The sequence below is a fragment of the Teichococcus vastitatis genome (genome assembly GCF_003604215.1).
GTDB classification, from domain to species: Bacteria; Pseudomonadota; Alphaproteobacteria; order Acetobacterales; family Acetobacteraceae; genus Pseudoroseomonas; species Pseudoroseomonas vastitatis.
In genome coordinates this window covers 283023-303650 of sequence record NZ_QXGS01000001.1, presented here as the reverse complement: position 1 = coordinate 303650, position 20628 = coordinate 283023, and the positions used below count along the sequence as shown (strand labels likewise).

Sequence of the window (20628 nt, the reverse complement as noted above, 5' to 3'; positions counted from 1 at the left end):
CTTGGCACTGCTGTCCCTAAGGGGCTTGGTGAAGCGCTTCGGTGACACCGTGGCGCTGGACCACCTCGACCTCGACGTGGCGCCGGGCGAGTTCCTGACGCTGCTGGGCGGCTCAGGCTCCGGCAAGTCCACGCTGCTGCGCGTGGTGGCCGGCTTCGAGACCGCCGAGTCCGGCGCCGTGCTGCTGGAGGGTCGCGACATCGCCGCCGTGCCGCCGCATGCGCGGCCGCTCAACATGATGTTCCAGTCCTACGCGCTGTTTCCGCACCTGTCCGTCGCGGGCAACGTCGCCTATGGGCTGAAGCGGGATGACGTGCCGCGGGCCGAGCGCGACCGCCGGGTGGCCGAGGCGCTGGCCCTGGTCAGGCTGCAAGGCTTCGAGCGCCGCCTGCCATACCGCCTGTCCGGCGGGCAGAAGCAGCGTGTGGCGCTGGCCCGTGCGCTGGTGAAGCGGCCACGCCTGCTGCTGCTGGACGAGCCGCTCGGCGCGCTGGATGCCAACCTGCGTGAGCGCACCGGCTTCGAGCTGCGCGCCCTGCAGCGTGAAACCGGCGCGGCCTTCATCATGGTGACGCATGACCAGAACGAGGCGCTCGCCCTGGCCGACCGCGTCGCCGTGCTGGAAGCGGGGCGGCTGGTGCAGGCCGGTCCGCCGCGGGCGGTATATGAGCGTCCGGCCACCCGCTTCGTCGCGGGCTTCCTCGGCGGCGCCAACGTGCTGGAAGGACAGCCTGACGGGGCAGGGGGCTTCGATTGTCCCGGCCTGGCCGCCACGCTGCGGGCCGAGGCGCCGGTTGATCGGGGCACCGCCGCCTGCGCCCTGCGCCCCGAGCGCATCACCCTGCGCCCCTCTCCCCTGGCAGGCGCCAACGCGTCGCAGGGCGTGGTCGAGGAGGTCGCCTTCCGCGGCGATGACAGCCTCCTCCTGGTGCGCGCCGCCGGCGGCGCGCTGCTGCGCGTCGGCCATGCCGAGGAGGATGGCGCCCCGCCACCGCGCGGCAGCACGGTGCATCTGGCCTGGGAGGCGGCGGCCGTGGTGCCGCTGCGCGGCTGATGCGGCGGCTTCCCTTGCTGCTGCCGGCGCTGTGGCTCGCCCTGCTGGTGGCGGTGCCGCTGCTGGTGGTGGTGGCTTTGTCGGTCTCCTTTCCGGCCGAGGGCATCCCGCCCTTCGCGCTGCCCGGCCGCGCCGAGGGCATCAACGGCGAGCCCTTCGCTCTGCTGCTGGAGGACCCGTTCTACCGCGACGCCTTTCTCGGCGCGGTGCTGGTGGCCGGCGGCACCGGGCTGCTCTGCCTGGGGCTGGCCTTTCCCATGGCGCTGGGCCTGGTGCGGGCGGCGCCGCGCTGGCGGCCCTTGCTGCTGGCGCTTGTGCTGCTGCCGTTCTGGACCGGCTTCCTGCCGCGCCTCGGCGCCTGGATCGGCCTGTTGCGCGACGAGGGCTGGATCAACACCCTGCTGCTCGGCCTGGGTTGGATCGCGGCACCGCTGCCGCTGTTGTATTCCTGGCCGGCATTGTTTCTCGGCATGACGCATGCCTACCTGCCTTTCGCCGTGCTGCCGCTCTATGCCAGCCTGTCGCGCCTGGATCCGGTGCTGGAGGAAGCCGCCGCCGATCTCGGCGCCACGGGGCCGGTCGCCTTTCTGACCGTGACGCTGCCGCTGGCGCTGCCCGGTGCCGCGGCGGCGTTTCTGCTGGTGTTCATTCCCGCGGCCGGGGAATACGTGATCCCGGAGCTGCTCGGCCCGCCCTCGGCGCAGTTGGTCGGTCGCGTGCTGTGGGGCGAGTTCTTTCAGAATCGCGACTGGCCGGTGGCGGCGGCCTTGGCGGTGGCATTGCTGGTGATGCTGATCATCCCGATCCTGCTGTTTCAGCGGCTGGAGGCCCGCCGATGAGGCGGCTGCCCGTGGCGGCGCTGGGCCTCGCGCTCGGCCTTCTGTTTCTGTGGCTGCCCGTGTTGCTGCTGGCCGCCTATGCGTTCAGCGACGCGCGCATCCCGTTCCAGTGGGGCGGCTTCTCGTTGCGCTGGTTCGCCGCCCTGGCGGCGAATGCCCGGCTGATCGAGGCCGCGTTGCTGTCGCTGCGGGTGGCATGCGGCGCCGCGACCCTGGCGGTGCTGCTCGGGGGTGCCATCGGCTGGGTGCTGGCGCGGCGCGGGCCGTTCCGCGGCCGCGCCCTGTTCGGCGCGCTCGCCGGCACGCCGCTGGTGCTGCCGGACGTGGTCACCGGGCTGTCCCTGCTGCTGTTCTTCGTGCTGCTGGAGGGCATCACCGGCTGGCCAGCCGAGCGGGGCGCCACCACCATCCTGTTGGCCCACGCCACGATCGGTGCCGCCTACGTCGCGGTGCTGGTGCAGGCGCGGCTGGCGGAAATAGCGCCGGAGCTGGAGGATGCGGCCCGTGACCTGGGGGCCTCGCCGCCGGTGGCCTTCGCCACCATCACCCTGCCGCTGCTGGCGCCCAGCCTGGTGGCCGGCTGGCTACTCGCCTTCACCCTGTCGGTCGACGACGTGGTGGTGGCCAGCTTCGTGTCCGGCCCGGCCGGCACCACTCTGCCGATGGTGGTGTTCTCCATGCTGCGCCTCGGGCTGACGCCGGAGGTCAACGCGCTGGCGGTGGTGATCCTGGTGCTGGCGGCCGCGCTGCTGGCCGCGGGCGCGCTGGCGTTGCGGCTGGCGCGGCGGCGGCGCGGCCCGGCGATCTGATGTCAGGACTGATCTCCTGATCTCCGGTCGGTGCTTGCAACGCCGCCGCCACATCCCAGATCGAAGCCTGTGGACGACCCGACCGTGGTCGCTTCCGGGACCGTCGGGCCTTCCGCGCTCATGGCGAGGCCTGCGGACAATCCGCAGGCCCGGGAGGACACATAATGGAATCCACTTGGTCCCTGCAGCAAACGGTTCCGGCCGAAGCACCCCGCATCCGCCGGATCACCATGGCCGATGCCGTGGACGCGCTGCGTCTCGGCTGGCGCGACTTCCAGGCAAACCCGACCCAGCTGATCTTTCTGGCCATCCTGTATCCGGTGATCGGGCTGGTCGCGGCCCGCGCCATGGCGGGCGGCGCGGTGCTGCCCCTGGTCTGGCCGCTGGCCTCCGGCTTCGCCCTGGTGGGCCCCTTCGCCGCGCTGGGCATCTATGAGCTGAGCCGGCGCCGCGAGCGGAACCTGCCGGTATCCTGGCACCATGCCGCCGACGTGCGGCACAACCCCGCACTGGGCGCCATCCTGCTGATCGGCGTGATGCTGCTGGCGATCTTTGCGGCCTGGCTGCTGGTGGCCGGTCTGATCTACAGCACCACGCTCGGCGCCACTGCCTACATGCCGGCCAACCTCGCCGAACTGGTCGAAGCGGTGTTCACCACGCCCGAGGGGTGGCGGCTGCTGCTGCTGGGCAATGGCGCCGGCTTCCTGTTCGCCGTTCTGGTGCTGAGCCTGACGGTGGTGTCCTTCCCGCTGCTGCTCGACCGCGGCGCCGAGGGCCGCCCGGTCGATGCCGGCACCGCCTTGCGCACTTCGCTGCGGGCGGTGCTGTCCAATCCGGGGCCGATGGCGCTGTGGGGGCTGCTGGTGGCGGGGCTGCTGGCGCTGGGCAGCGTGCCGTTGTTCGTTGGCCTGGCGGTCGTGCTGCCCGTGCTGGGTCACGCCACTTGGCACCTGTATCGGAAGGTGGTGGTGCGCTAGGCCGCGGGGCGGGAGCTGCCGCGGGTTGCCCCCGCAGCCCGGAGAGGGGTAGGGTCCGGCGCATTTTTTCGTTCCGGACCCGTCCCGCACCATGACCCTGACCGCCGAGCGGCTCGACCGCGTTTCGCCATCCCAGACCATCGCCATCACTTCCAAGGCGCGTGCCATGAAGGCCGCGGGCAAGGATGTGATCAGTCTTTCGGCCGGCGAGCCGGATTTCGACACGCCGGACAACATCAAACAGGCGGCGGTGAACGCCATCATGGCCGGCGAGACGCGCTACACCGATGTCTCCGGCACCCGCACGCTGCGCCAGGCGGCCGCCGATTATTTCAGGCGCGAACACGGGCTGGACTACACGGTGGAGCAGATCGTCGTTTCCACCGGCGGCAAGCAGGTGATCTTCAACGCCATGCTGGCCACCATCAATGCCGGCGACGAGGTGATCATCCCGGCGCCGTGCTGGGTGTCCTACCCGGACATCGTCTCCCTGGCCGACGGCAAGCCGGTGATCGTGGCGGCGGGACCGAACCAGGGCTTCAAGATCACGCCCGAGCAGCTCGAGGCGGCGATCACGCCCCGTACCCGGTGGCTGATGCTGAACAACCCGTCCAACCCGACCGGCGCCGCCTACAGCGCCGCGGAGCTGAAGGCATTGGCCGAGGTGCTGCTGCGCCATCCGGATGTCTGGGTGTTCACCGACGACATTTACGAGCAGCTGGTCTATGGCGGCTTCAAGGCCTCCACCATCGCCGCCGTCGAGCCGCGGCTGAAGGACCGCACCGTCACCATGAACGGCTGCTCCAAGGCCTGGGCGATGACCGGCTGGCGCATCGGCTTCGCCGGCGCGCCGCTTCCGCTCGCCAAGGCGATGGACAAGCTGCAGAGCCAGTCCACGTCCAACACGTCCTCCGTGTCCCAGGCGGCGGCGGTGGAGGCGCTGAACGGCCCGCAGGACAGCGTCGCCGCCATGCGCGTGGTGTACCAGCGCCGCCGCGACCTTGTGGTGGGTATGCTGAACGAAGCCGCCGGCATCCACTGCCCGACGCCGGAAGGGGCGTTCTATGTGTTTCCCTCATTGGCCGGCTGCATCGGCAAGACCAGCAAGGGCGGCACGCCGATCGCGGATGACGAGGCCTTCGTCACCGCCCTGCTGGAGGAGGAGGGCGTCGCCGCCGTGCACGGCTCGGCCTTCATGTTCCCAGGCCACATGCGCATCTCCTATGCCACCTCGGACGCGCTGCTGACCGAGGCCTGCACCCGCATCCAGCGCTTCTGTGCCGGGTTGAAGTAGGCGGAAGGCAGGGGTGGGTTCCGACCCGCCCTTTCGCGGCCACGGGCGCTGCCGGGGCCGGAGGGAGCAGGCCGGGCGCGGGTTCCGCCGCGCCGCTGCTTCCCGCCGGCCGCCCTGCCTCCCTGAACGGGCCGTGACGCCGCCCTGCATCCCGGTCAGCCACCGGGCGTTGCAACCCTGACCGCCGGAGCCCGTTCCGCCATGCGCCCTGCCTTGCTGCTGCTGCTGCTGCTGCCGTTGCTGGCCTGCGCCGATCCCTACTACCAGGGCCCCGGCTTCACGCCCGAACAGCAATATGCCGCCACGGCCGAAATCGCCGGCGGGCAGGCCCCCGTGCGCCGGCCGATGAGCGAGGAACAGGCCAAACAGGCCGTGGCCCGCGTCGCGCGGCGCCTGGCGCCGGCCGGCAGCAGTGCCTGCCAGGAACTGGGCCGCAGCTGCAACTGGCGCTTTATCTACGACCCGAGCCAGGAACTGAACGCGGCGGCCACTGGCGAGGGTGACATCATCATCCAGCGCGGTGTCGCCGAATACGCCCGGACCGATGACGAGATGGCGTTCGTGATCGCGCACGAGATGGCGCACCACGCCGCCAACCATGTGCAGAGCACCACGCAGCGGGCCCAGATCGGCGGTGCGCTGGCAGGCATCCTGGCGTCGCTGGCGGGGGCCTATGCCGGCGTGTCGGCGGATGGGCTGGCACAGGGGGCTGCCGGAATCGGCTCGAAGCTGGCGGTGATCTCCTACAGCAAGGCACAGGAGCGCGAGGCCGACGCCATCGGCGCCACCATCATGCGCCGTGCCGGCTATGACGTGGCGCAGGCGCGCACCATGCTGCTGGCCCTGGCGCGGCTGTCAGGGCGGACCGAGACGTCCCTGCTGTCCACCCACCCGGCCGGTCCGGATCGGATCGCCTCCTTCGACGCAGCGGTGGCCGACATGCAGGCGGCGAACTGGCGCCTGGGGCGCAGCCAGGGCGGTTGAGGCGCCGCGGCCGAAGGAACAGGCCGGGCGGCGCGTCGGTCGGCAGAGCGGGCGAGGCATCAGCCGCATTGATGGAGGCATCAGCCGGGGTGGCCTTGGCGTGGCCTTCCGCCGCTTCTAGGGTGTCAGGCCTCAGCCTCGCTGCTCGGAGTTCACGCTGCCATGCCTGCCCTCGCCGGTCGCCTGAAGGACATCGCCGTTTCCGCCTCGGTCATCATGGGCACCCGCGCCCGTGAGTTGGCCGCCGAGGGCAAGCAGGTCATCAGCCTTGCCGCCGGCGAGCCGGATTTCGCCACCCCCACCCACGCCATCGAGGCCGCCTACCAGGCGGCGCTGCGCGGCGACACCAAGTACCCGCCCACGGACGGCACCCCGGCGCTCAAGAAGGCGGTGCAGAAGAAGTTCAAGCGCGACAACAACCTCGACTACGCGCTGGACGAGATCCTGGTGGCCAATGGCGGCAAGCAGATCATCATGGATTCGCTGCTGGCCACCTGCGATCCGGGCGACGAGGTGCTGATCCCGGCGCCGTTCTGGGTCAGCTACGCCGACATGGCGAAGCTGGCGACGGCCACGCCGACCTTCGTCAATTGTCCGCAGAACAACGGCTTCAAGCTGCGCCCGGAGGATCTGGACGCCGCCATCACGCCGAAAACCAAATGGCTGTTCCTGAACTTCCCGTCCAACCCGACCGGCGCCGCCTGTTCCCGCGCCGAGATGGCGGCGCTGGCCGCCGTGATGCTGAAGCACCCGCATGTCTGGATCCTGACCGACGACATGTACGAGCACCTCGTCTATGAAGGCGAATTCTGCACCATTGCCGAGGTCGAGCCGCGGCTGAAGGACCGGGTGCTGACGGTCAATGGCGCCTCCAAGACCTATGCCATGACCGGCTGGCGCGTCGGCTTCGCCGGCGGCCCGAAGCCGCTGATCAAGGCGATGGCCAACATGCAGGGCCAGCTCACCTCCGGCATCAGCACCATCAGCCAGGCCGCCGCCACCGCCGCGCTGGACGGCCCCCAGGATTTCCTGGCCGAGCGCGCCGCCATCTACCGGCAGCGCCGCGACCTCGTGGTGTCCATGCTGTGCGAGGCGCCGGGGTTGACCTGCCACAAGCCGGAAGGCGCCTTCTACGTCTACCCGAACATCGCCGCCTGCCTCGGCAAGACCAGCAAGGGTGGCAAGAAGCTCGACACCGACACCGACTTCGCCCTGGCGCTGCTGGAGGAGAAGCTGGTGGCCACCGTGCAGGGCACGGCCTATGGCATGAGCCCCTATATCCGGATCTCCTATGCCACCGACACGGAAAGCTTGCGCGAGGCCTGCACCCGCATCCAGGAATTCTGCCGCGAACTGCGTTGAAGGGTCCTCCGGCCTACCATGACCGCCTTGCGGCCTGCCGATTCCGGCCGGCGGCCGCCGAAGAACTGCTCAGGACTGCCATGCTCACCATCCGCCCGGGCCGCGACAACGATGCGGCCGACTTCATCCGCCTGATCGGCGACGCCTGGGCGGAATACCCTAACTGTATCCTGGACGTGGATGGCGAGGTGCCGGAGCTGCGCGCCCTGGCCAGCCACTTCCGGCGGGCTGGCGGCGCGGTCTGGGTGGCGGATCGGGATGGACGCATCACCGGCATGGTGGCGGCGCGGCCGCTCGGCTCGGACCGTGCCTGGGAAATCAACAAGATGTATGTGGAGGCGTCGGAACGCGGCAGCGGTCTCGCGCACCGGTTGCTGGGCGATGCCGAGGCGCATGCGCGGGAGCAGGGCGCCGAGCGCCTGGTGCTGTGGACCGACACCCGGTTCGAGGCGGCCCACCGCTTCTACGAGAAGCGCGGCTATGTACGCGCCGGCTCGATCCGTATTCTGGACGACGTTTCGAAATCGCTGGAGTTCCGCTACGCCAAGCCGGCGCGCGGCCTGGTGGTGGAGGCGCTGGACGCCGCCGCCGCGGCCAGCGCCGAGCGCAGCCTGGCCGAGATCCTGGTGGCCTGCGTCGCCGATGGGGCGCCCCTCGGCCACCGGCACCCGTTGTCGCTGGATGCGGCGCGGGTCCAGTGGCGCAAGACCTCGGCCGAGGTAGCGATGGGCAACCGGCTGCTGCTGGTGGCGTGGCAGGAGGGGCGCATGGCCGGTACGGCGCAGCTCGATCTCACGACGCCGGATACTGAGGCGCACCGGGCCATCCTGCGGCAATTGCTGGTGCATCCCGAATTCCGCTGCGCGGGGGTGGGGCGTGCCCTGGCGCAACGGGCGGAGCAGGCGGCGCGGGGCATCGGCCGCTCCTTGCTGACGCTGGATTGCCGGGCGGGAGAGGCGGCGGAACGGTTGTTCGGCGGCCTCGGCTGGGTGGAGGCGGGCCGTATTCCGGGCTTCGGCCGCGACGCCGCCGGGCGGCTGGCGGACCAGCTGCTGCTCTACCGGGCGCTGTAGCCCGCCGGACACAGCAAAGGCTTCAGCCGGCCAGCACCGTGTAGACCCCGAGCGTCAACCCGATCGAGGCCAGGATCATCGACAGGCCGGGCCAAATAGGCCTTGGGCCGCGAATGGCCAGCAACACGTTGAACAGCAGCGACAGCACAAAGGCGGCCACCACCGTCATCAGCGGCCGCTGGTAAGCGCCCCAGACCAGCAGGCCGATCCAGAGAAAGAAAGCGAAGCGGGCCAGCAGCTTCCACGCCGTGTCGGCGGCTTCGGATGCGGGGCGCAGCTCGGGCACGTTCGAGCGGCTGTGGATAAAGGCGCCGCCGGACAGCAGCATCATCGCGGGAAGGTAGAGGTCCATGCCTGGGCGGTAGCCTCCGCCATGCCGCTTGCCAAGACTTAAGCGCATCCTGCCCATCGACAGCGGCGCCGTCATGCGTAGTGTCGGGCCCATGATTGGCCGGCCCGCGAATCCCTGGGCCGTGCCTGGCAATGGAGTGATGCGATGGGGCGTGGCCGATCCAAGGGAACCGTCAGGCCGACGCGGCAGATCACGGACCCGGGGCGTGAGATTTCCCGGCTGCGGCAGGAGCTGGAGGAAGCACAGGCGTTGCTCAGGCAGGTGGAGCTGAGCCGCACTGAGGCGGGCAGCCTCGTGCTGGCCAAGCGCCTGGCGACGCTCGAGGAGGAGCGGCAGGTGGCGCGCGGTCTGGCCGTGGAGGCGACGCTGGCGCGCTCCAAGGCGGAAGCCGAGTTGCGCCAGCTCCGAGATGCCATCGACAAGGCATCCGGATGGCAAGGCTGGCTGCTGCGCCGCGCGAAGCGCGGACTGCGCTGATCTTCCCTGCTTCAGCCCGCCGGGACGGCTTGATCACGATGCGGCGGCATGGTCTCGGCTGCGGGCAGGGAAGCACCGGCAAGGCAGGCGGCGCGCGCCGTGCCAGCGAGGCTGATGCCGACGAGACCGGAATTGACCGTGCGAAGCCGGTCTTCCGTTTCCCGCCCGACAACGGCACAATCCAGTTCGTCGGGGGCGAACAGGGACTGGGTCAACAGGCCGCTCGTCATCCAGAAGCACAGCAGGAAAGCGACCGACCCCAGAAGCAGCTTGAGGCTACGCATGTGATCCCTTCTTGGGACAGGAGGCGAGCCGGACGGGGGGACCGGCCCTGGAGGCAAGTCTAGCGCTGTAAATCTCACCGAATCGTTAAGGTTGCAGAATTCCGAATCAATGCGCGTGGATTGTCAGGCAGGTCTGACGCTCCCGGATGGCGCCGGCCTGGGTTCGGCAATCATTCGGCAGGTCTCGAGAACTCCGGATGACGAACAAGCTCAGGGCGTCCCGGGTGCCGGTGAAAAGCCATAGATCAGCAGGCTGCCGACAATGACGACGGCCAGAACAATGATGATGATCCGGAAGGGCTTCGTGGCTTTGGCCATGATCAAACAACCTTTGTCGTTGATAAGGGCCACCTGGGGTGAGGCGGTCTCCGGGGCAACCCGCCAGGACGCCTAAGGTTAACGGCCGAGCCAGAGCAGGAGGCAGAGGCCAACCCATAAAAGAAAGCCCGCTCACCCAGAGGGTTCGCGGGCCAAGTGATACAGGGAGGCTTCACGTCTGGGAGACGTAGGGTCAATGACCCTGTCCGAAGAATCAGTCGGATAACCAGACGGTAAGCTCCACCATCTCATGCAAGAAGATGCTTTATCGCGGCGCACCCATGCGGAACATGCATAGTGCGCCTTGCATGTCAGCTGTTCGCCGCGGCGAGTTCCGCAACAAGAAAGTCGCGGAACACGCCCACCCGTTTGGAATTCCGCATTTCCTCCGGATACACGAAATACGCCTCGATGCGGGGCGCCTTGTAATCCTGCAGCACGGGAACGAGGTCGTTCAGCTGATCGCCCATGTAGTCCGGCATGGCCGCCAACCCGAGGCCGGAGCGCACCGCGTGCAGCATCGCGGGAAGGGAGTTCACCTCCACCGCCGCCCGACGTGGGCTGCCGGGGCGGCGGCCTGCTTCCAACAGCCAGTTGATGCTTTCCACCGGCGGGCGGTAATCGCCGTAAACGATCAGCCGGTGCGCATCGAGGTCCTCTGGCCGCTGCGGGATGCCCGCCTGTTTCAGGTAATCGGCATGGCCCACCACCTTCCAGCCGAAGGTCGCCACGTGGCGCTGGATCAGGTCCGGCTGCTTCGGCGGATGCATGCGGATCGCCACATCGGCCTCCCGCATGGCGAGGTCGAGTTCGGCATCGTCCAGCAGCATGGTGACCGTGACGTCCGGATTGATCCCCATGAACTTGCGCAGCCGCGGCGCCAGCCAGGTGGCGCCGAAGCCGGTGGTGGTGGTCACCTTGAGGCGGCCGGCCGCGCGCTCACGGCTTTCAGTCAGCAAGGCCTCGGTCATGGCCAGCTTGGCGAACACCTCCCGCACTGTGCGGTTCAGCGTCTCCCCCTGCTCGGTCAGGATCAGGCCCCGCGCATGGCGGTGGAACAGGGGCACCGCCAGCGCTTCCTCCAGCGCCTGGATCTGGCGCGACACGGCGGACTGGCTGAGATTCAGCGATTCCCCCGCATGGGTGAAGGAGCCGGCCTCGGCGACGGCATGGAAGACCCGGAGCTTGTCCCAGTCGAGCGGCATCAGGCGGCCTCGGCCGCTTGCTCTTCCTCGCTGACGGCGAGGAACTTCTCGGCCTCGAGCGCTGCCATACACCCGGTGCCGGCGGCGGTGACCGCCTGCCGATAGGTGCGGTCCTGCACGTCGCCGGCGGCGTAGACGCCTTCGCGGCTGGTGCGAGTCGAATCAGGCGCCGTCACCAGATAGCCCTCCGCATCCATGTCGAGTTGTCCGTGGAACAGGCTGGTCGCGGGGGCATGGCCGATGGCGACGAAGACGCCATCCACTGCCAGTTCCCGTGCCTCGCCGCTCCTGCGGTCGCGCAGGCGCAGGCCGCGCGCGACGGGCGTGCGGCCGCCGGTCTCGGCCAGCACCTCCTCCGTCACCGTGTCCCACAGCACCGTCACGTTGGGCTTGGCAAGCAGCCGCTTCTGCAGGATGCGCTCGGCGCGCAGCGAATCGCGGCGGTGGATCAGCGTCACGTGCTTGGCCAAGTTGGCGAGGTAGAGTGCCTCCTCCACCGCCGAGTTGCCGCCGCCGATCACCGCCACGTCCTTGCCGCGGTAGAAGAAGCCGTCGCAGGTGGCGCAGGCTGAGACACCGAAGCCGGACAGCTCCTTCTCGCCGGGAATGCCGAGCCACTTGGCCTGGGCCCCGGTCGCGATCACCACGGCATCCGCCACATAGGTGTCGCCCGAATCGCCGGTGGCGCGGAATGGCCGCTGGCCGAGATCGACCCCGGTTATCAGGTCGTACTGGATGCGGGCGCCAACATGCTCGGCCTGCTCCCGCATCTGCTCCATCAGCCACGGTCCCTGGATCGGCTGGGCGAAACCGGGAAAGTTCTCGACCTCGGTGGTGATGGTGAGCTGCCCGCCCGGCTGCATGCCGGCGACCACCAGCGGCTCCAGCCCGGCCCGGGCGGCATAGATGGCGGCCGTGTACCCGGCGGGTCCGGCGCCGAGGATCAGCAGGCGGGTACGATGGGTCTCGGGCAAGGCTCTGGTCCTGAAATCGCTTTGGGTTCCAAGCATATCGGAAAGAAGACCGTTGCTGGCAACCCGATGCCTTGAAGTGGGAGGGCTCTGCAAGGATATTGCGTCGGAAACGCCGCGCCAGCAACGAAATGGTCTCTGATGAAGTCTGATTCGACCGAAGCCCTGGATGCCGTGGATCGCCAGATCCTGGCCGAGCTGCAGGCCGATGGCCGCATGACCAATGTGGAGCTGGCCCGGCGTGTGGACCTTTCGGCGCCGCCCTGCCTGCGCCGGGTGCGCCGGCTGGAGGAGGCGGGCATCATCCGCGGCTACCATGCTGACATCGACCCTGTGGCGCTGGGCTGGCAGATCACCTTCTTCGCCGTGGTCGGGTTGGAAAGCCAGAAGCACGCCGTGCTGTCCGCCTTTGAGGCCGATGTCACCACCTGGCCGGAGGTCCGCGAATGCCACATGATTCGCGGCGGCGGCGATTTCATGCTGCGGCTGGTGGCGCGCGACACGGCGCACGAGAATCAGTTGACCAGCCGCCTTACCTCAGCCTCCAACGTGGCGCGGGTGATGACGCTGCAAACCATCCAGACGGCCAAGGAAGAGCCCGGCGTGCCGATCTGACGGCGTCAGCCCGCCTCGACCGGATGCCTCACTGTGCCCGGCGCACCACGTAGTCCGCCGCCACCAGCGCGGCGATGATAGCCTGGCCCTGCACGGAGTCGCGCACCTCGATCATCAGTTCCAGCTCGGTGGATTGCACCGTGGGCGCCCCGAACAACTGCTGGTGCTTGACCTCGATGACGTTGCCGCCGGCGTCCGAGATGCGCTTCGAGATATCGGCCAGCATGCCGGGCCGATCCGGAATGTCGAAATGCAGCCGCAGGATGCGGCCGTCGCGCAGCAACTGCCGCAGCAGCACGTTGGACAGTGCGCGGGCATCAATGTTGCCGCCACAGACCGGAGTGCCGACGCGGCGGCCGGCGAAGCGGACGGGATGGGTCAGCAGGGCGGCAACGCCGGCGGCCCCGGCACCCTCCGCCACTACCTTGGCGCCCTCCGCCAGCAGCGCGATGCCCTGTTCCACGGCCCGCTCCGGCACCACCAGCACCTCGATGTCCAGGCGCTTCAGCAGGGCGTAGGGGTTTTCCCCCACATCGCGCACGGCGATACCCTCGGCGATGGTGGGGCCGCCCACCGAAACCGGCTGGCCGGCCAGGCGCTGCGCCATGGCGGGGTATCCCTCCACCTCGACGCCATACACCTTCAGCGCGGGATTTAGCTCCAGCGCGGCGGCGGCGCAGCCAGCCAGCAGCCCGCCGCCGCCGACCGGGAATATCAGGGTGTCGAGGCCCGGGCCGTCCTCGATCATCTCGATCGCCATGGTGCCCTGGCCGGCCATGACGCCCGGATCATTATAGGGATGGATAAAGGTCAGCCCGTCGCGCAGGGCCAGCAGATGGGCATGGGCCGCGGCCTCGGCCAGGGTTTCGCCATGCAGCACCACGGTGGCGCCCCAGCTCTCGGTGCGGACCACCTTGGTGGCCGGGGTGAAGCGCGGCATCACGATGGTGGCGCGAATGCCAAGCAAGCTGGCATGTCGCGCCACCGCCTGGGCGTGGTTGCCGGCCGACATGGCGATCACGCCGGTGGCCTTCTCCCGCGCCGTCAGCAGCGCCAGCCGGTTGGCCGCGCCGCGCTCCTTGAAGGCGCCGGTGGCCTGCAGGTTATCGAGTTTCAGCCACACCTCGCAGCCGGCGACGCGGCCGATGGCCGGCGCCGGCACGAGCGGCGTGCGCAGCACCGCACCCGCGATCCGCACGGCGGCCTCCCGCACATCGGCCAGGGTAATGAAGGTGGGCGAGGGGTCCTCGATCAGCGATCCCGGCAGGCTGCGACTGGGCATCGCGTTAGACGAAGCGGACCTTGGTGATCTCATAAGCCCGGGCGCCACCCGGCGCCGGCACCTCGACCGTGTCGCCCACCGACTTGCCGAGCAGCGCCTTCGCCAGCGGCGAGGACAGCGAGATCGAGCCCTGCTTGGTGTCGGCCTCATGCTGGCCGACGATGCGGTAGGTCTTTTCTTCCTCGCTGTCGTCGTCGATGATCGTGACGGTGGCGCCGAAGCGGACCTGGTCGCCCGACAGCTTCGACACGTCGATCACCTCGACGGAGGGAATCACCCCTTCCAGTTCGGCGATGCGGCCCTCGATGAACGACTGGTGCTCACGGGCCGCGTGGTATTCGGCATTTTCCGACAGGTCGCCATGCTCGCGCGCCTCGGCGATCGCCCGGATGACGGCGGGGCGTTCCTCCGACTTCAACTGCCGCAACTCCTCCTCCAGCTTGGCGAGGCCCTGTGCGGTCATCGGGAACTTCTGCACGGCAGTCCCTTCCTTCATACGCGGCTACGGCCGCCGGGCTGTTCGCCGGGCGGCTGCCGGCCCCTCCAGCGGGGCCTGTGGCGAAAAATACGGAACGGGCGGATCCGGTTGCACGGATCCGCCCGTCATCAGAAAGAGGTATGAAAATAAGCCTGAAGCGGCGCCACATCAAGGGTTCCGGCCTTCAGCGCCGCAATGGCGTGCACGGCGGCCCGCGCGCCGGCCATGGTGGTGTAGTGCGGAACGCCCTGGGTCAGCGCGCCGCGGCGGATGTCGAAGCTGTCCGACACCGCCTGGCCGGTGCCGGTGGTGTTGATCACCAGCTGGATCTCACCGTTGCGGATGGCGTCCACGCAATGCGGCCGGCCCTCCATCACCTTGTTCACCACCGAAACCGGCAGGCCAGCATCGCGCAGCACTGCGGCGGTGCCCTTGGTGGCGGTCACCTGGAAGCCCATTTCAGTCAGCCGGCGGGCGAGCTGGATGGCGGTCTTCTTGTCGCTGTCCTTGACGGAAACAAACGCGTTCCCGGCCTCTGGCAACTTCACGCCCGCCCCCAGCTGCGACTTGGCGAAGGCACGTTCGAAGGATGCGTCGAGACCCATCACCTCGCCGGTCGACTTCATCTCGGGGCCGAGGATGACGTCGACATTGGGGAAGCGGTTGAAGGGGAACACCGCTTCCTTCACGGCGACGTGGCGGCTGATCGCCTCGTCATCCAGCTTGAATTCGGACAGCTTGGCGCCGGCCATCACGCGGGCGCCGATCTTGGCCACCGGAACGCCGGTCGCCTTGGCGACGAAGGGCACGGTGCGGGAGGCGCGGGGGTTGACCTCCAGCACATAGATCTCACCGTCCTTGACGGCGTACTGGACGTTCATCAGGCCCTTGACCTTGAGGGCCTTGGCCATCGCCTCGGTTTCCGCCTTCAGCTCGGTGATGATGGCGGGCGAGAGCGAGTAGGGCGGCAGGGAGCAGGCGCTGTCGCCGGAATGGATGCCGGCTTCCTCGATATGCTCCATCACGCCGGCGACGTAGACCTCGCCCGCCGCGTCGGCGATGCAGTCCACGTCGACCTCGATGGCGTCCTGCAGGTATTGGTCAATCAGGATCGGGTTCTCCCCCGACACCTTCACCGCCTCCTGCCCGAAGCGCAGCAGCTGCTCCTTGTTGTAGGCGATCTCCATGGCCCGGCCGCCGAGCACATAGGAGGGGCGCACCACCACCGGATAGCCGATGCGCTCCGCCTCCTCCACCGCCTCCTCCAGCGTGCGGACGATGCCGTTCTGCGGCTGCTTCAGCCCCAGGCCCTTCAGGAGCTGCTGGAACCGCTCGCGATCCTCGGCGATGTCGATGGCCTCGGCGGAGGTGCCGAGGATCGGGATCCCGGCCTTGTCGAGCGCCTGGCTCAACTTCAACGGCGTCTGGCCGCCATACTGCACGATGCAGCCCAGCACCTCGCCACGCTCCTGTTCCTTGCGGATCAGCGAAATCACGTCCTCGGCCGTCAGCGGCTCGAAGTAGAGGCGATCGGAGGTGTCATAATCGGTGGACACCGTTTCGGGATTGCAGTTGACCATGATGGTCTCGAAGCCGGCGTCGCGCAGCGCATAACAGGCATGGACGCAGCAATAGTCGAACTCGATGCCCTGGCCGATGCGGTTCGGACCGCCGCCCAGGATCACGATCTTCTTCCGGTCCGTCGGCTGGGATTCGCACACCGGCGTGCCGAAGCCACCCTCATAAGTGGAATACATGTAGGGCGTGTCGGAGGCGAACTCGCCGGCGCAGGTGTCGATGCGCTTGAACACCGGCAGCACGCCCAGCTCCTGCCGCAGCGCCATCACCGCGGCCTCGTTCTGCCCGGTCAGCACGCCGAGGCGCTTGTCGGAGAAGCCCATCGCCTTCAGGCGGCGGAGGCCGGTGGCATCCTGCGGCAGGCCCTCGGCGCGGACGCATTCTTCGGCGCGGACGATTTTCTCGATCTCGCGCAGGAACCAGGGCTCGAACTTGCAGGCGGCGTGGATCTCCTCGACCGTGAGGCCGGCGCGGAAGGCCTGTGCCACGTTCAGCACGCGGTCCGGCTTCGGCGTGGCGAGGGAGGCGATGTGCGCCTCCTTCGAGCCGTCGCTCGGATGGCCGATATCGTCGAGGCCGGAGAGGCCGGTCTCGAGCGAGCGCAGGCCCTTCTGCAGCGCCTCGTTGAAGGAGCGGCCGATGGCCATCGCCTCGCCCACCGACTTCATCGAGGTGGTCAGCGTGGCCGGCGTGCCGGGGAACTTCTCGAAGGTGAAGCGCGGGATCTTGATGACGACGTAGTCGATGGTCGGCTCGAAGGAGGCCGGCGTCACCATGGTGATGTCGTTCTTCAGCTCGTCCAGCGTATAGCCGACGGCGAGCTTGGCGGCGATTTTGGCAATCGGGAAGCCGGTGGCCTTGGAGGCCAGCGCCGAGGAGCGCGACACGCGCGGGTTCATCTCGATCACCACCATGCGGCCGTCAGCAGGGTTGACGCCGAACTGCACGTTGGAGCCGCCGGTGTCGACGCCGATCTCGCGCAGGCACGCGATCGAGGCGTCGCGCATGCGCTGATATTCCTTGTCCGTCAGCGTCAGCGCCGGCGCCACCGTGACGCTGTCGCCGGTGTGCACGCCCATCGGGTCCAGGTTCTCGATGGAGCAGACGATGATGCAGTTGTCCGCGCTGTCGCGGACCACCTCCATCTCGTATTCCTTCCAGCCCAGTACCGATTCCTCGATCAGGACCTCGTTGGTCATCGAGGCGGACAGGCCGGCCGAGACGATCTGCTCGAATTCTTCCTTGTTGTAGGCGATGCCGCCGCCCGTGCCGCCCAGCGTGAAGGAAGGCCGGATGACGCAGGGCAGCTTCACCTGCTCCAGGCCCGCCCGCGCCTCCTCCATGGTGTGGGCGATGTGCGAGCGCGGGCTCTCGATGCCGATCTTGGTCATCGCGTCGCGGAACTTCAGCCGGTCCTCGGCCTTGTCGATCACCTCGGCCTTGGCGCCGATCAGCTCGCAGCCATACTTCGCCAGCACGCCGGCCTCGGCCAGCTTCAGGGAGGTGTTGAGCGCCGTCTGGCCGCCCATGGTGGGCAGCAGCGCGTCTGGCCGTTCCTTGGCGATGATCTTCTCGACCATCTCCACGGTGATCGGCTCGATATAGGTGGCGTCCGCCAGGCCGGGGTCGGTCATGATGGTGGCGGGGTTGGAGTTCACCAGGATCACCCGGTAGCCCTCCGCCCGCAGCGCCTTGCAGGCCTGCGCCCCGGAATAATCGAATTCGCAGGCCTGGCCGATGACGATGGGGCCGGCCCCGATGATCATGATGGACTTGATGTCGGTGCGCTTCGGCATCGGGGGACCCCGTCGTTAAGGGAGAAATTCAGCCATGCACCGACAGGCCGCCATCCACGGGGATGGCGGTGCCGGTGATGAAGGCGGCATCGTCGCTGGCCAGAAAGGCGGCGATGCCGGCGAAGTCGCGGGGCAGGCCCCAGCGCTTCTGCGGCGTGCGCGACAGCACGCGCTCGTTCAGTTCCGGCATGTCGCGCTTGGCGCCGGCTGTGAGTTCCGTCTCGATCCAGCCGGGCAGGATGGCGTTGGCCGTGATGCCGTCCGGTCCCCAGGCCACCGCGAGCGACCGGGTGTATTGCACGATGCCGCCCTTGCTGGCGCCGTAGGCTGGCGAGAGCGGCAGGCCGAAGATCGACATCATGGAACCGATGCAGATGACGCGGCCACGGCCATTGGCCTTCAGATGTGGGTAGGCGGCGCGGCTCATCCGCATGGCGCTGGTCAGGTTGGCATCCATCACCGCGTGCCAGTCCTCGTCCGTCACCTCCTGCGGCAGGCGGCGGATGTTGGTGCCCGCATTGTTAACCAGGATGTCGAGGCCGCCCGCCTGATCCACCACCTGCGCGATCACGCGGTCGGCGGCGCCGGCTTCGGCCAGATCGGCCTGGATGGCGAAGGCGTCCTTGCCCAGCTCGGCCACAGCGGCCTTGTTCTTGTCGGCGTTGCGGCCCACCACGGCGACCCAGGCGCCGGAGGCGGCCAATCCACGCGCCATGCCGAGGCCGATGCCGCCATTGCCGCCGGTGACCACTGCGACGCGGCCGCTGAGATCGAACATGCCCTGCTTCCTTCCCGTGTTCGGCCGTGGAGATCCCCTCCGGGATCAGCCCTTGTGCTTCTCGATCATCTCAACGAAGCGGTGGAAGAGATAGTGGCTGTCGGACGGGCCGGGGCTGGCTTCCGGGTGGTACTGCACGGAGAAGGCCGGCCTGTGCTCGGCGGCGATGCCCTCGTTGGAGCCGTCGAACAGCGACACATGGGTGATCTTCACGCCTTCGGGCAGGGATTTATCATCCACCGCGAAGCCATGGTTCTGCGAGGTGATCTCCACCCGCCCCGTCGCCAGATCCTTCACTGGCTGGTTGGCGCCGCGATGGCCGCGATCCAGCTTGTAGGTCCTGGCGCCCAGCGCCAGCGCCAGCAGCTGGTGACCGAGGCAGATGCCGAACACCGGCTTGCCCGCCTCCAGCACGCCCCTGATGGCCGGCACCGCGTACTCGCCCGTTGCCGCCGGGTCGCCGGGACCGTTGGACAGAAACACGCCATCCGGGTTCTGCGACAGGATATCCTCGGCGGTGGCGGTGGCGGGCAGCACCGTCACGTCGCAGCCGGCATCGGCCAGGCAGCGCAGGATGTTGCGCTTGGCGCCGTAATCCACGGCCACGACCTTGTGCTTCTTGGCCGGCGACGGCTCGAAGCCCTCGCCCCAGTGCCAGAGTCCTTCTTCCCAGCGGTAGGACTGGCGGCACGACACTTCCCTGGCGAGGTCCATGCCTTCCAGCCCCGGCCAGCCAGTGGCCTGCGCCCGGAGGGCCGCGAGGTCGAACCGGCCATTGGCGGGAAAGGCCAGCACGCCGTTCGGCGCCCCGGAGTCGCGGATGCGGGTGGTCAGCGCCCGGGTGTCGAGGCCGGCGATGCCGGGAATGCCATGGCTCTTCAGCCAGTCATCCAGGTGGCGCGTGGCGCGGTAATTCGCGGGCTCGGTCAGGTCCAGCTTCACGACAAGGCCGCGCGCGGCAGGGGTGATGCTTTCCACATCCTCGGCATTGGCGCCGACATTGCCGATATGGGGAAAGGTGAAGGTGATGATCTGCCCGGCGTAGGAGGGGTCCGTCAGGGTTTCCTGATAACCCGTCATGCCGGTGTTGAAGCAGATTTCCCCGACGCTGGTGGTGTGGGCGCCGAAGCCCAGGCCCCAGAACACGGAACCATCGGCCAGCACCAGGGCCGCGGTGGCGCCGGCGGGCGGCTGCTGCTGCGGTGCGGCGCCGGGGGTGATGCCTGGGACGGTTTCGGGGGCCATGCTCGTCTCCGCGTTCGAAGGGGTCGTGGGGGAGGACAGCCGGGCCAGCGCATCCAGCGGCAATCCGGTGGCGGCACTGACGGCCGGCCAGTGCTTGGGTGGAATGGCACGCGCTTGCCGCCACTTCCGCACGGCTTCGGTGCCGACGCCGCATCGCGTCGCCAGGGCTTCGGCGCCGCCCATCAGGGCAATGATATCTTCCACGGACCGCATGATGTCCTTATCTGGGAAAATATTTCCCAGTTCAAGGCGTATCCGCCACTTGGGAAAATTCTTCCCAAGTGGCTTCCCGGTGTTGCCGGGTTCTGAAGCCGCTTTATACCCCGCCCTCGCGAGAGGGCCTACCCTCCGCCCGAACCAGGAGCTTCAAGCCATGAGCCTGCGCGCGCGCTTCACCGAGGAATTGAAGATCTCCATGGTGGCCAAGGATGCGCCCCGCACCTCCACCATCCGCATGATCATGGCCAAGCTGAAGGATGCTGACATCGCCGCCCGGCCCACGGGGATCGAACAGGTACCGGAGGAGCAGATCGTCTCTATGCTGCGCGGCATGGTGAAGTCCCGACGGGAAAGCGAGGCTCTGTACCGCCAGGGCAACCGCCCCGAGTTGGCCGACAAGGAAGCTGCCGAGATTGCCGTGATCGAGGGCTTCCTGCCGCAGCAGATGGACGAGGCCGCGCTGCAGGCGGCGGTGGCCGAGGCGGTGCAGGAAGCGGGCGCCACCTCGATCAAGGACATGGGCAAGGTGATGGCGGTGCTGAAGACCAGGCACGCGGCCAGCATGGACATGGCCAAGGCCGGGCCGCTGGTGAAGGCGGCGCTGGGCGCCTAAGCTCGACGCGGCCGGAACGGAACAG

At 68.5% G+C, this 20628-nt stretch carries 20 protein-coding genes; 11 read left to right on the top strand and 9 right to left on the bottom strand.

The window, feature by feature from the left end; all coding sequences use genetic code 11:
- Position 1 precedes the first annotated feature (1 nt).
- The 8 genes from D2K64_RS01400 to D2K64_RS01365 all read left to right on the top strand — a co-directional run bounded on the left by D2K64_RS01400 (position 2) and on the right by D2K64_RS01365 (position 8392).
- Positions 2-1054: an ABC transporter ATP-binding protein gene (locus D2K64_RS01400; protein ID WP_120005922.1), complete on the top strand. Its 1053-nt coding sequence runs from the start codon at positions 2-4 to the stop codon at positions 1052-1054.
- The gene (locus tag D2K64_RS01395) at positions 1054-1893 is read left to right on the top strand and encodes an ABC transporter permease (RefSeq protein ID WP_120005920.1); all 840 of its coding nucleotides are present in this window, start codon (positions 1054-1056) and stop codon (positions 1891-1893) included. Before D2K64_RS01400 ends, D2K64_RS01395 begins: the two co-directional genes overlap by 1 nt.
- A complete protein-coding gene (locus D2K64_RS01390; protein ID WP_120005918.1) occupies positions 1890-2702 on the top strand; it encodes an ABC transporter permease subunit in 813 nt (270 codons plus the stop codon). Before D2K64_RS01395 ends, D2K64_RS01390 begins: the two co-directional genes overlap by 4 nt.
- Before the next feature lie 164 nt (positions 2703-2866).
- A complete protein-coding gene (locus tag D2K64_RS01385) occupies positions 2867-3679 on the top strand; it encodes a DUF2189 domain-containing protein (RefSeq protein ID WP_120005916.1) in 813 nt (270 codons plus the stop codon).
- 91 nt (positions 3680-3770) lie between these two features.
- Complete coding sequence (locus tag D2K64_RS01380; RefSeq protein WP_120005914.1) at positions 3771-4973, top strand: pyridoxal phosphate-dependent aminotransferase; 1203 nt, start codon at positions 3771-3773, stop codon at positions 4971-4973.
- A 201-nt stretch (positions 4974-5174) separates the two neighbouring features.
- Positions 5175-5957 carry a M48 family metalloprotease gene (locus D2K64_RS01375; protein ID WP_120005912.1) on the top strand — a complete coding sequence of 261 codons (783 nt, stop codon included), beginning with the start codon at positions 5175-5177 and terminating at the stop codon, positions 5955-5957.
- A gap of 162 nt (positions 5958-6119) precedes the next feature.
- Positions 6120-7319 carry a pyridoxal phosphate-dependent aminotransferase gene (locus tag D2K64_RS01370; RefSeq protein ID WP_120005910.1) on the top strand — a complete coding sequence of 400 codons (1200 nt, stop codon included), beginning with the start codon at positions 6120-6122 and terminating at the stop codon, positions 7317-7319.
- Positions 7320-7399: 80 nt separating this feature from the next.
- Positions 7400-8392: a GNAT family N-acetyltransferase gene (locus D2K64_RS01365; RefSeq protein WP_120006727.1), complete on the top strand. Its 993-nt coding sequence runs from the start codon at positions 7400-7402 to the stop codon at positions 8390-8392.
- A 22-nt stretch (positions 8393-8414) separates the two neighbouring features.
- Here D2K64_RS01365 and D2K64_RS01360 read toward each other — a convergent pair whose 3' ends face one another.
- Entirely contained in the window at positions 8415-8744 is a 330-nt protein-coding gene (locus D2K64_RS01360; protein WP_120005908.1) for a multidrug DMT transporter permease, read from the bottom strand.
- A gap of 144 nt (positions 8745-8888) precedes the next feature.
- On the opposite strand from D2K64_RS01360, the gene D2K64_RS01355 reads away from it, so the two are divergent.
- On the top strand, positions 8889-9221 hold the full coding sequence (locus D2K64_RS01355; RefSeq protein ID WP_120005906.1) for a hypothetical protein: 333 nt from the start codon (positions 8889-8891) through the stop codon (positions 9219-9221).
- Positions 9222-9232: 11 nt separating this feature from the next.
- Here D2K64_RS01355 and D2K64_RS01350 read toward each other — a convergent pair whose 3' ends face one another.
- The 3 genes from D2K64_RS01350 to trxB form a co-directional block, all read right to left on the bottom strand.
- The gene (locus D2K64_RS01350; protein ID WP_120005904.1) at positions 9233-9505 is read right to left on the bottom strand and encodes a hypothetical protein; all 273 of its coding nucleotides are present in this window, start codon (positions 9503-9505) and stop codon (positions 9233-9235) included.
- A 629-nt stretch (positions 9506-10134) separates the two neighbouring features.
- Positions 10135-11028 carry a LysR family transcriptional regulator gene (locus D2K64_RS01345; RefSeq protein ID WP_120005902.1) on the bottom strand — a complete coding sequence of 298 codons (894 nt, stop codon included), beginning with the start codon at positions 11026-11028 and terminating at the stop codon, positions 10135-10137.
- Entirely contained in the window at positions 11028-12002 is a 975-nt protein-coding gene (gene trxB / locus D2K64_RS01340; protein ID WP_238383939.1) for a thioredoxin-disulfide reductase, read from the bottom strand. Before trxB ends, D2K64_RS01345 begins: the two co-directional genes overlap by 1 nt.
- A gap of 138 nt (positions 12003-12140) precedes the next feature.
- On the opposite strand from trxB, the gene D2K64_RS01335 reads away from it, so the two are divergent.
- The gene (locus tag D2K64_RS01335; protein ID WP_120005898.1) at positions 12141-12614 is read left to right on the top strand and encodes an Lrp/AsnC family transcriptional regulator; all 474 of its coding nucleotides are present in this window, start codon (positions 12141-12143) and stop codon (positions 12612-12614) included.
- Between the two features lie 28 nt (positions 12615-12642).
- Here the strand turns inward: D2K64_RS01335 and D2K64_RS01330 are convergent, their stop codons facing one another.
- The 5 genes from D2K64_RS01330 to carA all read right to left on the bottom strand — a co-directional run bounded on the left by D2K64_RS01330 (position 12643) and on the right by carA (position 19984).
- Positions 12643-13896: a threonine ammonia-lyase gene (locus tag D2K64_RS01330; RefSeq protein ID WP_120005896.1), complete on the bottom strand. Its 1254-nt coding sequence runs from the start codon at positions 13894-13896 to the stop codon at positions 12643-12645.
- A gap of 4 nt (positions 13897-13900) precedes the next feature.
- The gene (gene greA, locus D2K64_RS01325; protein WP_120005894.1) at positions 13901-14374 is read right to left on the bottom strand and encodes a transcription elongation factor GreA; all 474 of its coding nucleotides are present in this window, start codon (positions 14372-14374) and stop codon (positions 13901-13903) included.
- A gap of 128 nt (positions 14375-14502) precedes the next feature.
- A complete protein-coding gene (gene carB / locus D2K64_RS01320; RefSeq protein WP_120005892.1) occupies positions 14503-17748 on the bottom strand; it encodes a carbamoyl-phosphate synthase large subunit in 3246 nt (1081 codons plus the stop codon).
- Positions 17749-17776: 28 nt separating this feature from the next.
- Positions 17777-18526 (bottom strand): SDR family NAD(P)-dependent oxidoreductase, encoded by a 750-nt coding sequence (locus D2K64_RS01315; protein ID WP_120005890.1) that lies wholly within the window; start codon positions 18524-18526, stop codon positions 17777-17779.
- 45 nt (positions 18527-18571) lie between these two features.
- Positions 18572-19984 (bottom strand): glutamine-hydrolyzing carbamoyl-phosphate synthase small subunit, encoded by a 1413-nt coding sequence (gene carA / locus D2K64_RS01310; RefSeq protein WP_277819104.1) that lies wholly within the window; start codon positions 19982-19984, stop codon positions 18572-18574.
- A gap of 160 nt (positions 19985-20144) precedes the next feature.
- Here carA and D2K64_RS01305 point away from each other — a divergent pair, with 160 nt between their 5' ends.
- Positions 20145-20603 (top strand): GatB/YqeY domain-containing protein, encoded by a 459-nt coding sequence (locus D2K64_RS01305; RefSeq protein ID WP_120005885.1) that lies wholly within the window; start codon positions 20145-20147, stop codon positions 20601-20603.
- Positions 20604-20628: the final 25 nt, after the last annotated feature.

Coding starts and splice junctions, on each gene's coding strand:
- D2K64_RS01380 (WP_120005914.1), top strand. CDS start 3,771: ATGACCCTGACCGCCGAGCGGCTCGACCGCGTTTCGCCATCCCAGACC.
- D2K64_RS01365 (WP_120006727.1), top strand. CDS start 7,400: ATGCTCACCATCCGCCCGGGCCGCGACAACGATGCGGCCGACTTCATC.
- carA (WP_277819104.1), bottom strand. CDS start 19,984: ATGCGGTCCGTGGAAGATATCATTGCCCTGATGGGCGGCGCCGAAGCC.
- D2K64_RS01385 (WP_120005916.1), top strand. CDS start 2,867: ATGGAATCCACTTGGTCCCTGCAGCAAACGGTTCCGGCCGAAGCACCC.
- carB (WP_120005892.1), bottom strand. CDS start 17,748: ATGCCGAAGCGCACCGACATCAAGTCCATCATGATCATCGGGGCCGGC.
- D2K64_RS01345 (WP_120005902.1), bottom strand. CDS start 11,028: ATGCCGCTCGACTGGGACAAGCTCCGGGTCTTCCATGCCGTCGCCGAG.
- D2K64_RS01350 (WP_120005904.1), bottom strand. CDS start 9,505: ATGCGTAGCCTCAAGCTGCTTCTGGGGTCGGTCGCTTTCCTGCTGTGC.
- D2K64_RS01305 (WP_120005885.1), top strand. CDS start 20,145: ATGAGCCTGCGCGCGCGCTTCACCGAGGAATTGAAGATCTCCATGGTG.
- D2K64_RS01360 (WP_120005908.1), bottom strand. CDS start 8,744: ATGGACCTCTACCTTCCCGCGATGATGCTGCTGTCCGGCGGCGCCTTT.
- D2K64_RS01330 (WP_120005896.1), bottom strand. CDS start 13,896: ATGCCCAGTCGCAGCCTGCCGGGATCGCTGATCGAGGACCCCTCGCCC.
- D2K64_RS01370 (WP_120005910.1), top strand. CDS start 6,120: ATGCCTGCCCTCGCCGGTCGCCTGAAGGACATCGCCGTTTCCGCCTCG.
- D2K64_RS01355 (WP_120005906.1), top strand. CDS start 8,889: ATGGGGCGTGGCCGATCCAAGGGAACCGTCAGGCCGACGCGGCAGATC.
- D2K64_RS01335 (WP_120005898.1), top strand. CDS start 12,141: ATGAAGTCTGATTCGACCGAAGCCCTGGATGCCGTGGATCGCCAGATC.
- D2K64_RS01315 (WP_120005890.1), bottom strand. CDS start 18,526: ATGTTCGATCTCAGCGGCCGCGTCGCAGTGGTCACCGGCGGCAATGGC.
- D2K64_RS01375 (WP_120005912.1), top strand. CDS start 5,175: ATGCGCCCTGCCTTGCTGCTGCTGCTGCTGCTGCCGTTGCTGGCCTGC.
- D2K64_RS01395 (WP_120005920.1), top strand. CDS start 1,054: ATGCGGCGGCTTCCCTTGCTGCTGCCGGCGCTGTGGCTCGCCCTGCTG.
- D2K64_RS01390 (WP_120005918.1), top strand. CDS start 1,890: ATGAGGCGGCTGCCCGTGGCGGCGCTGGGCCTCGCGCTCGGCCTTCTG.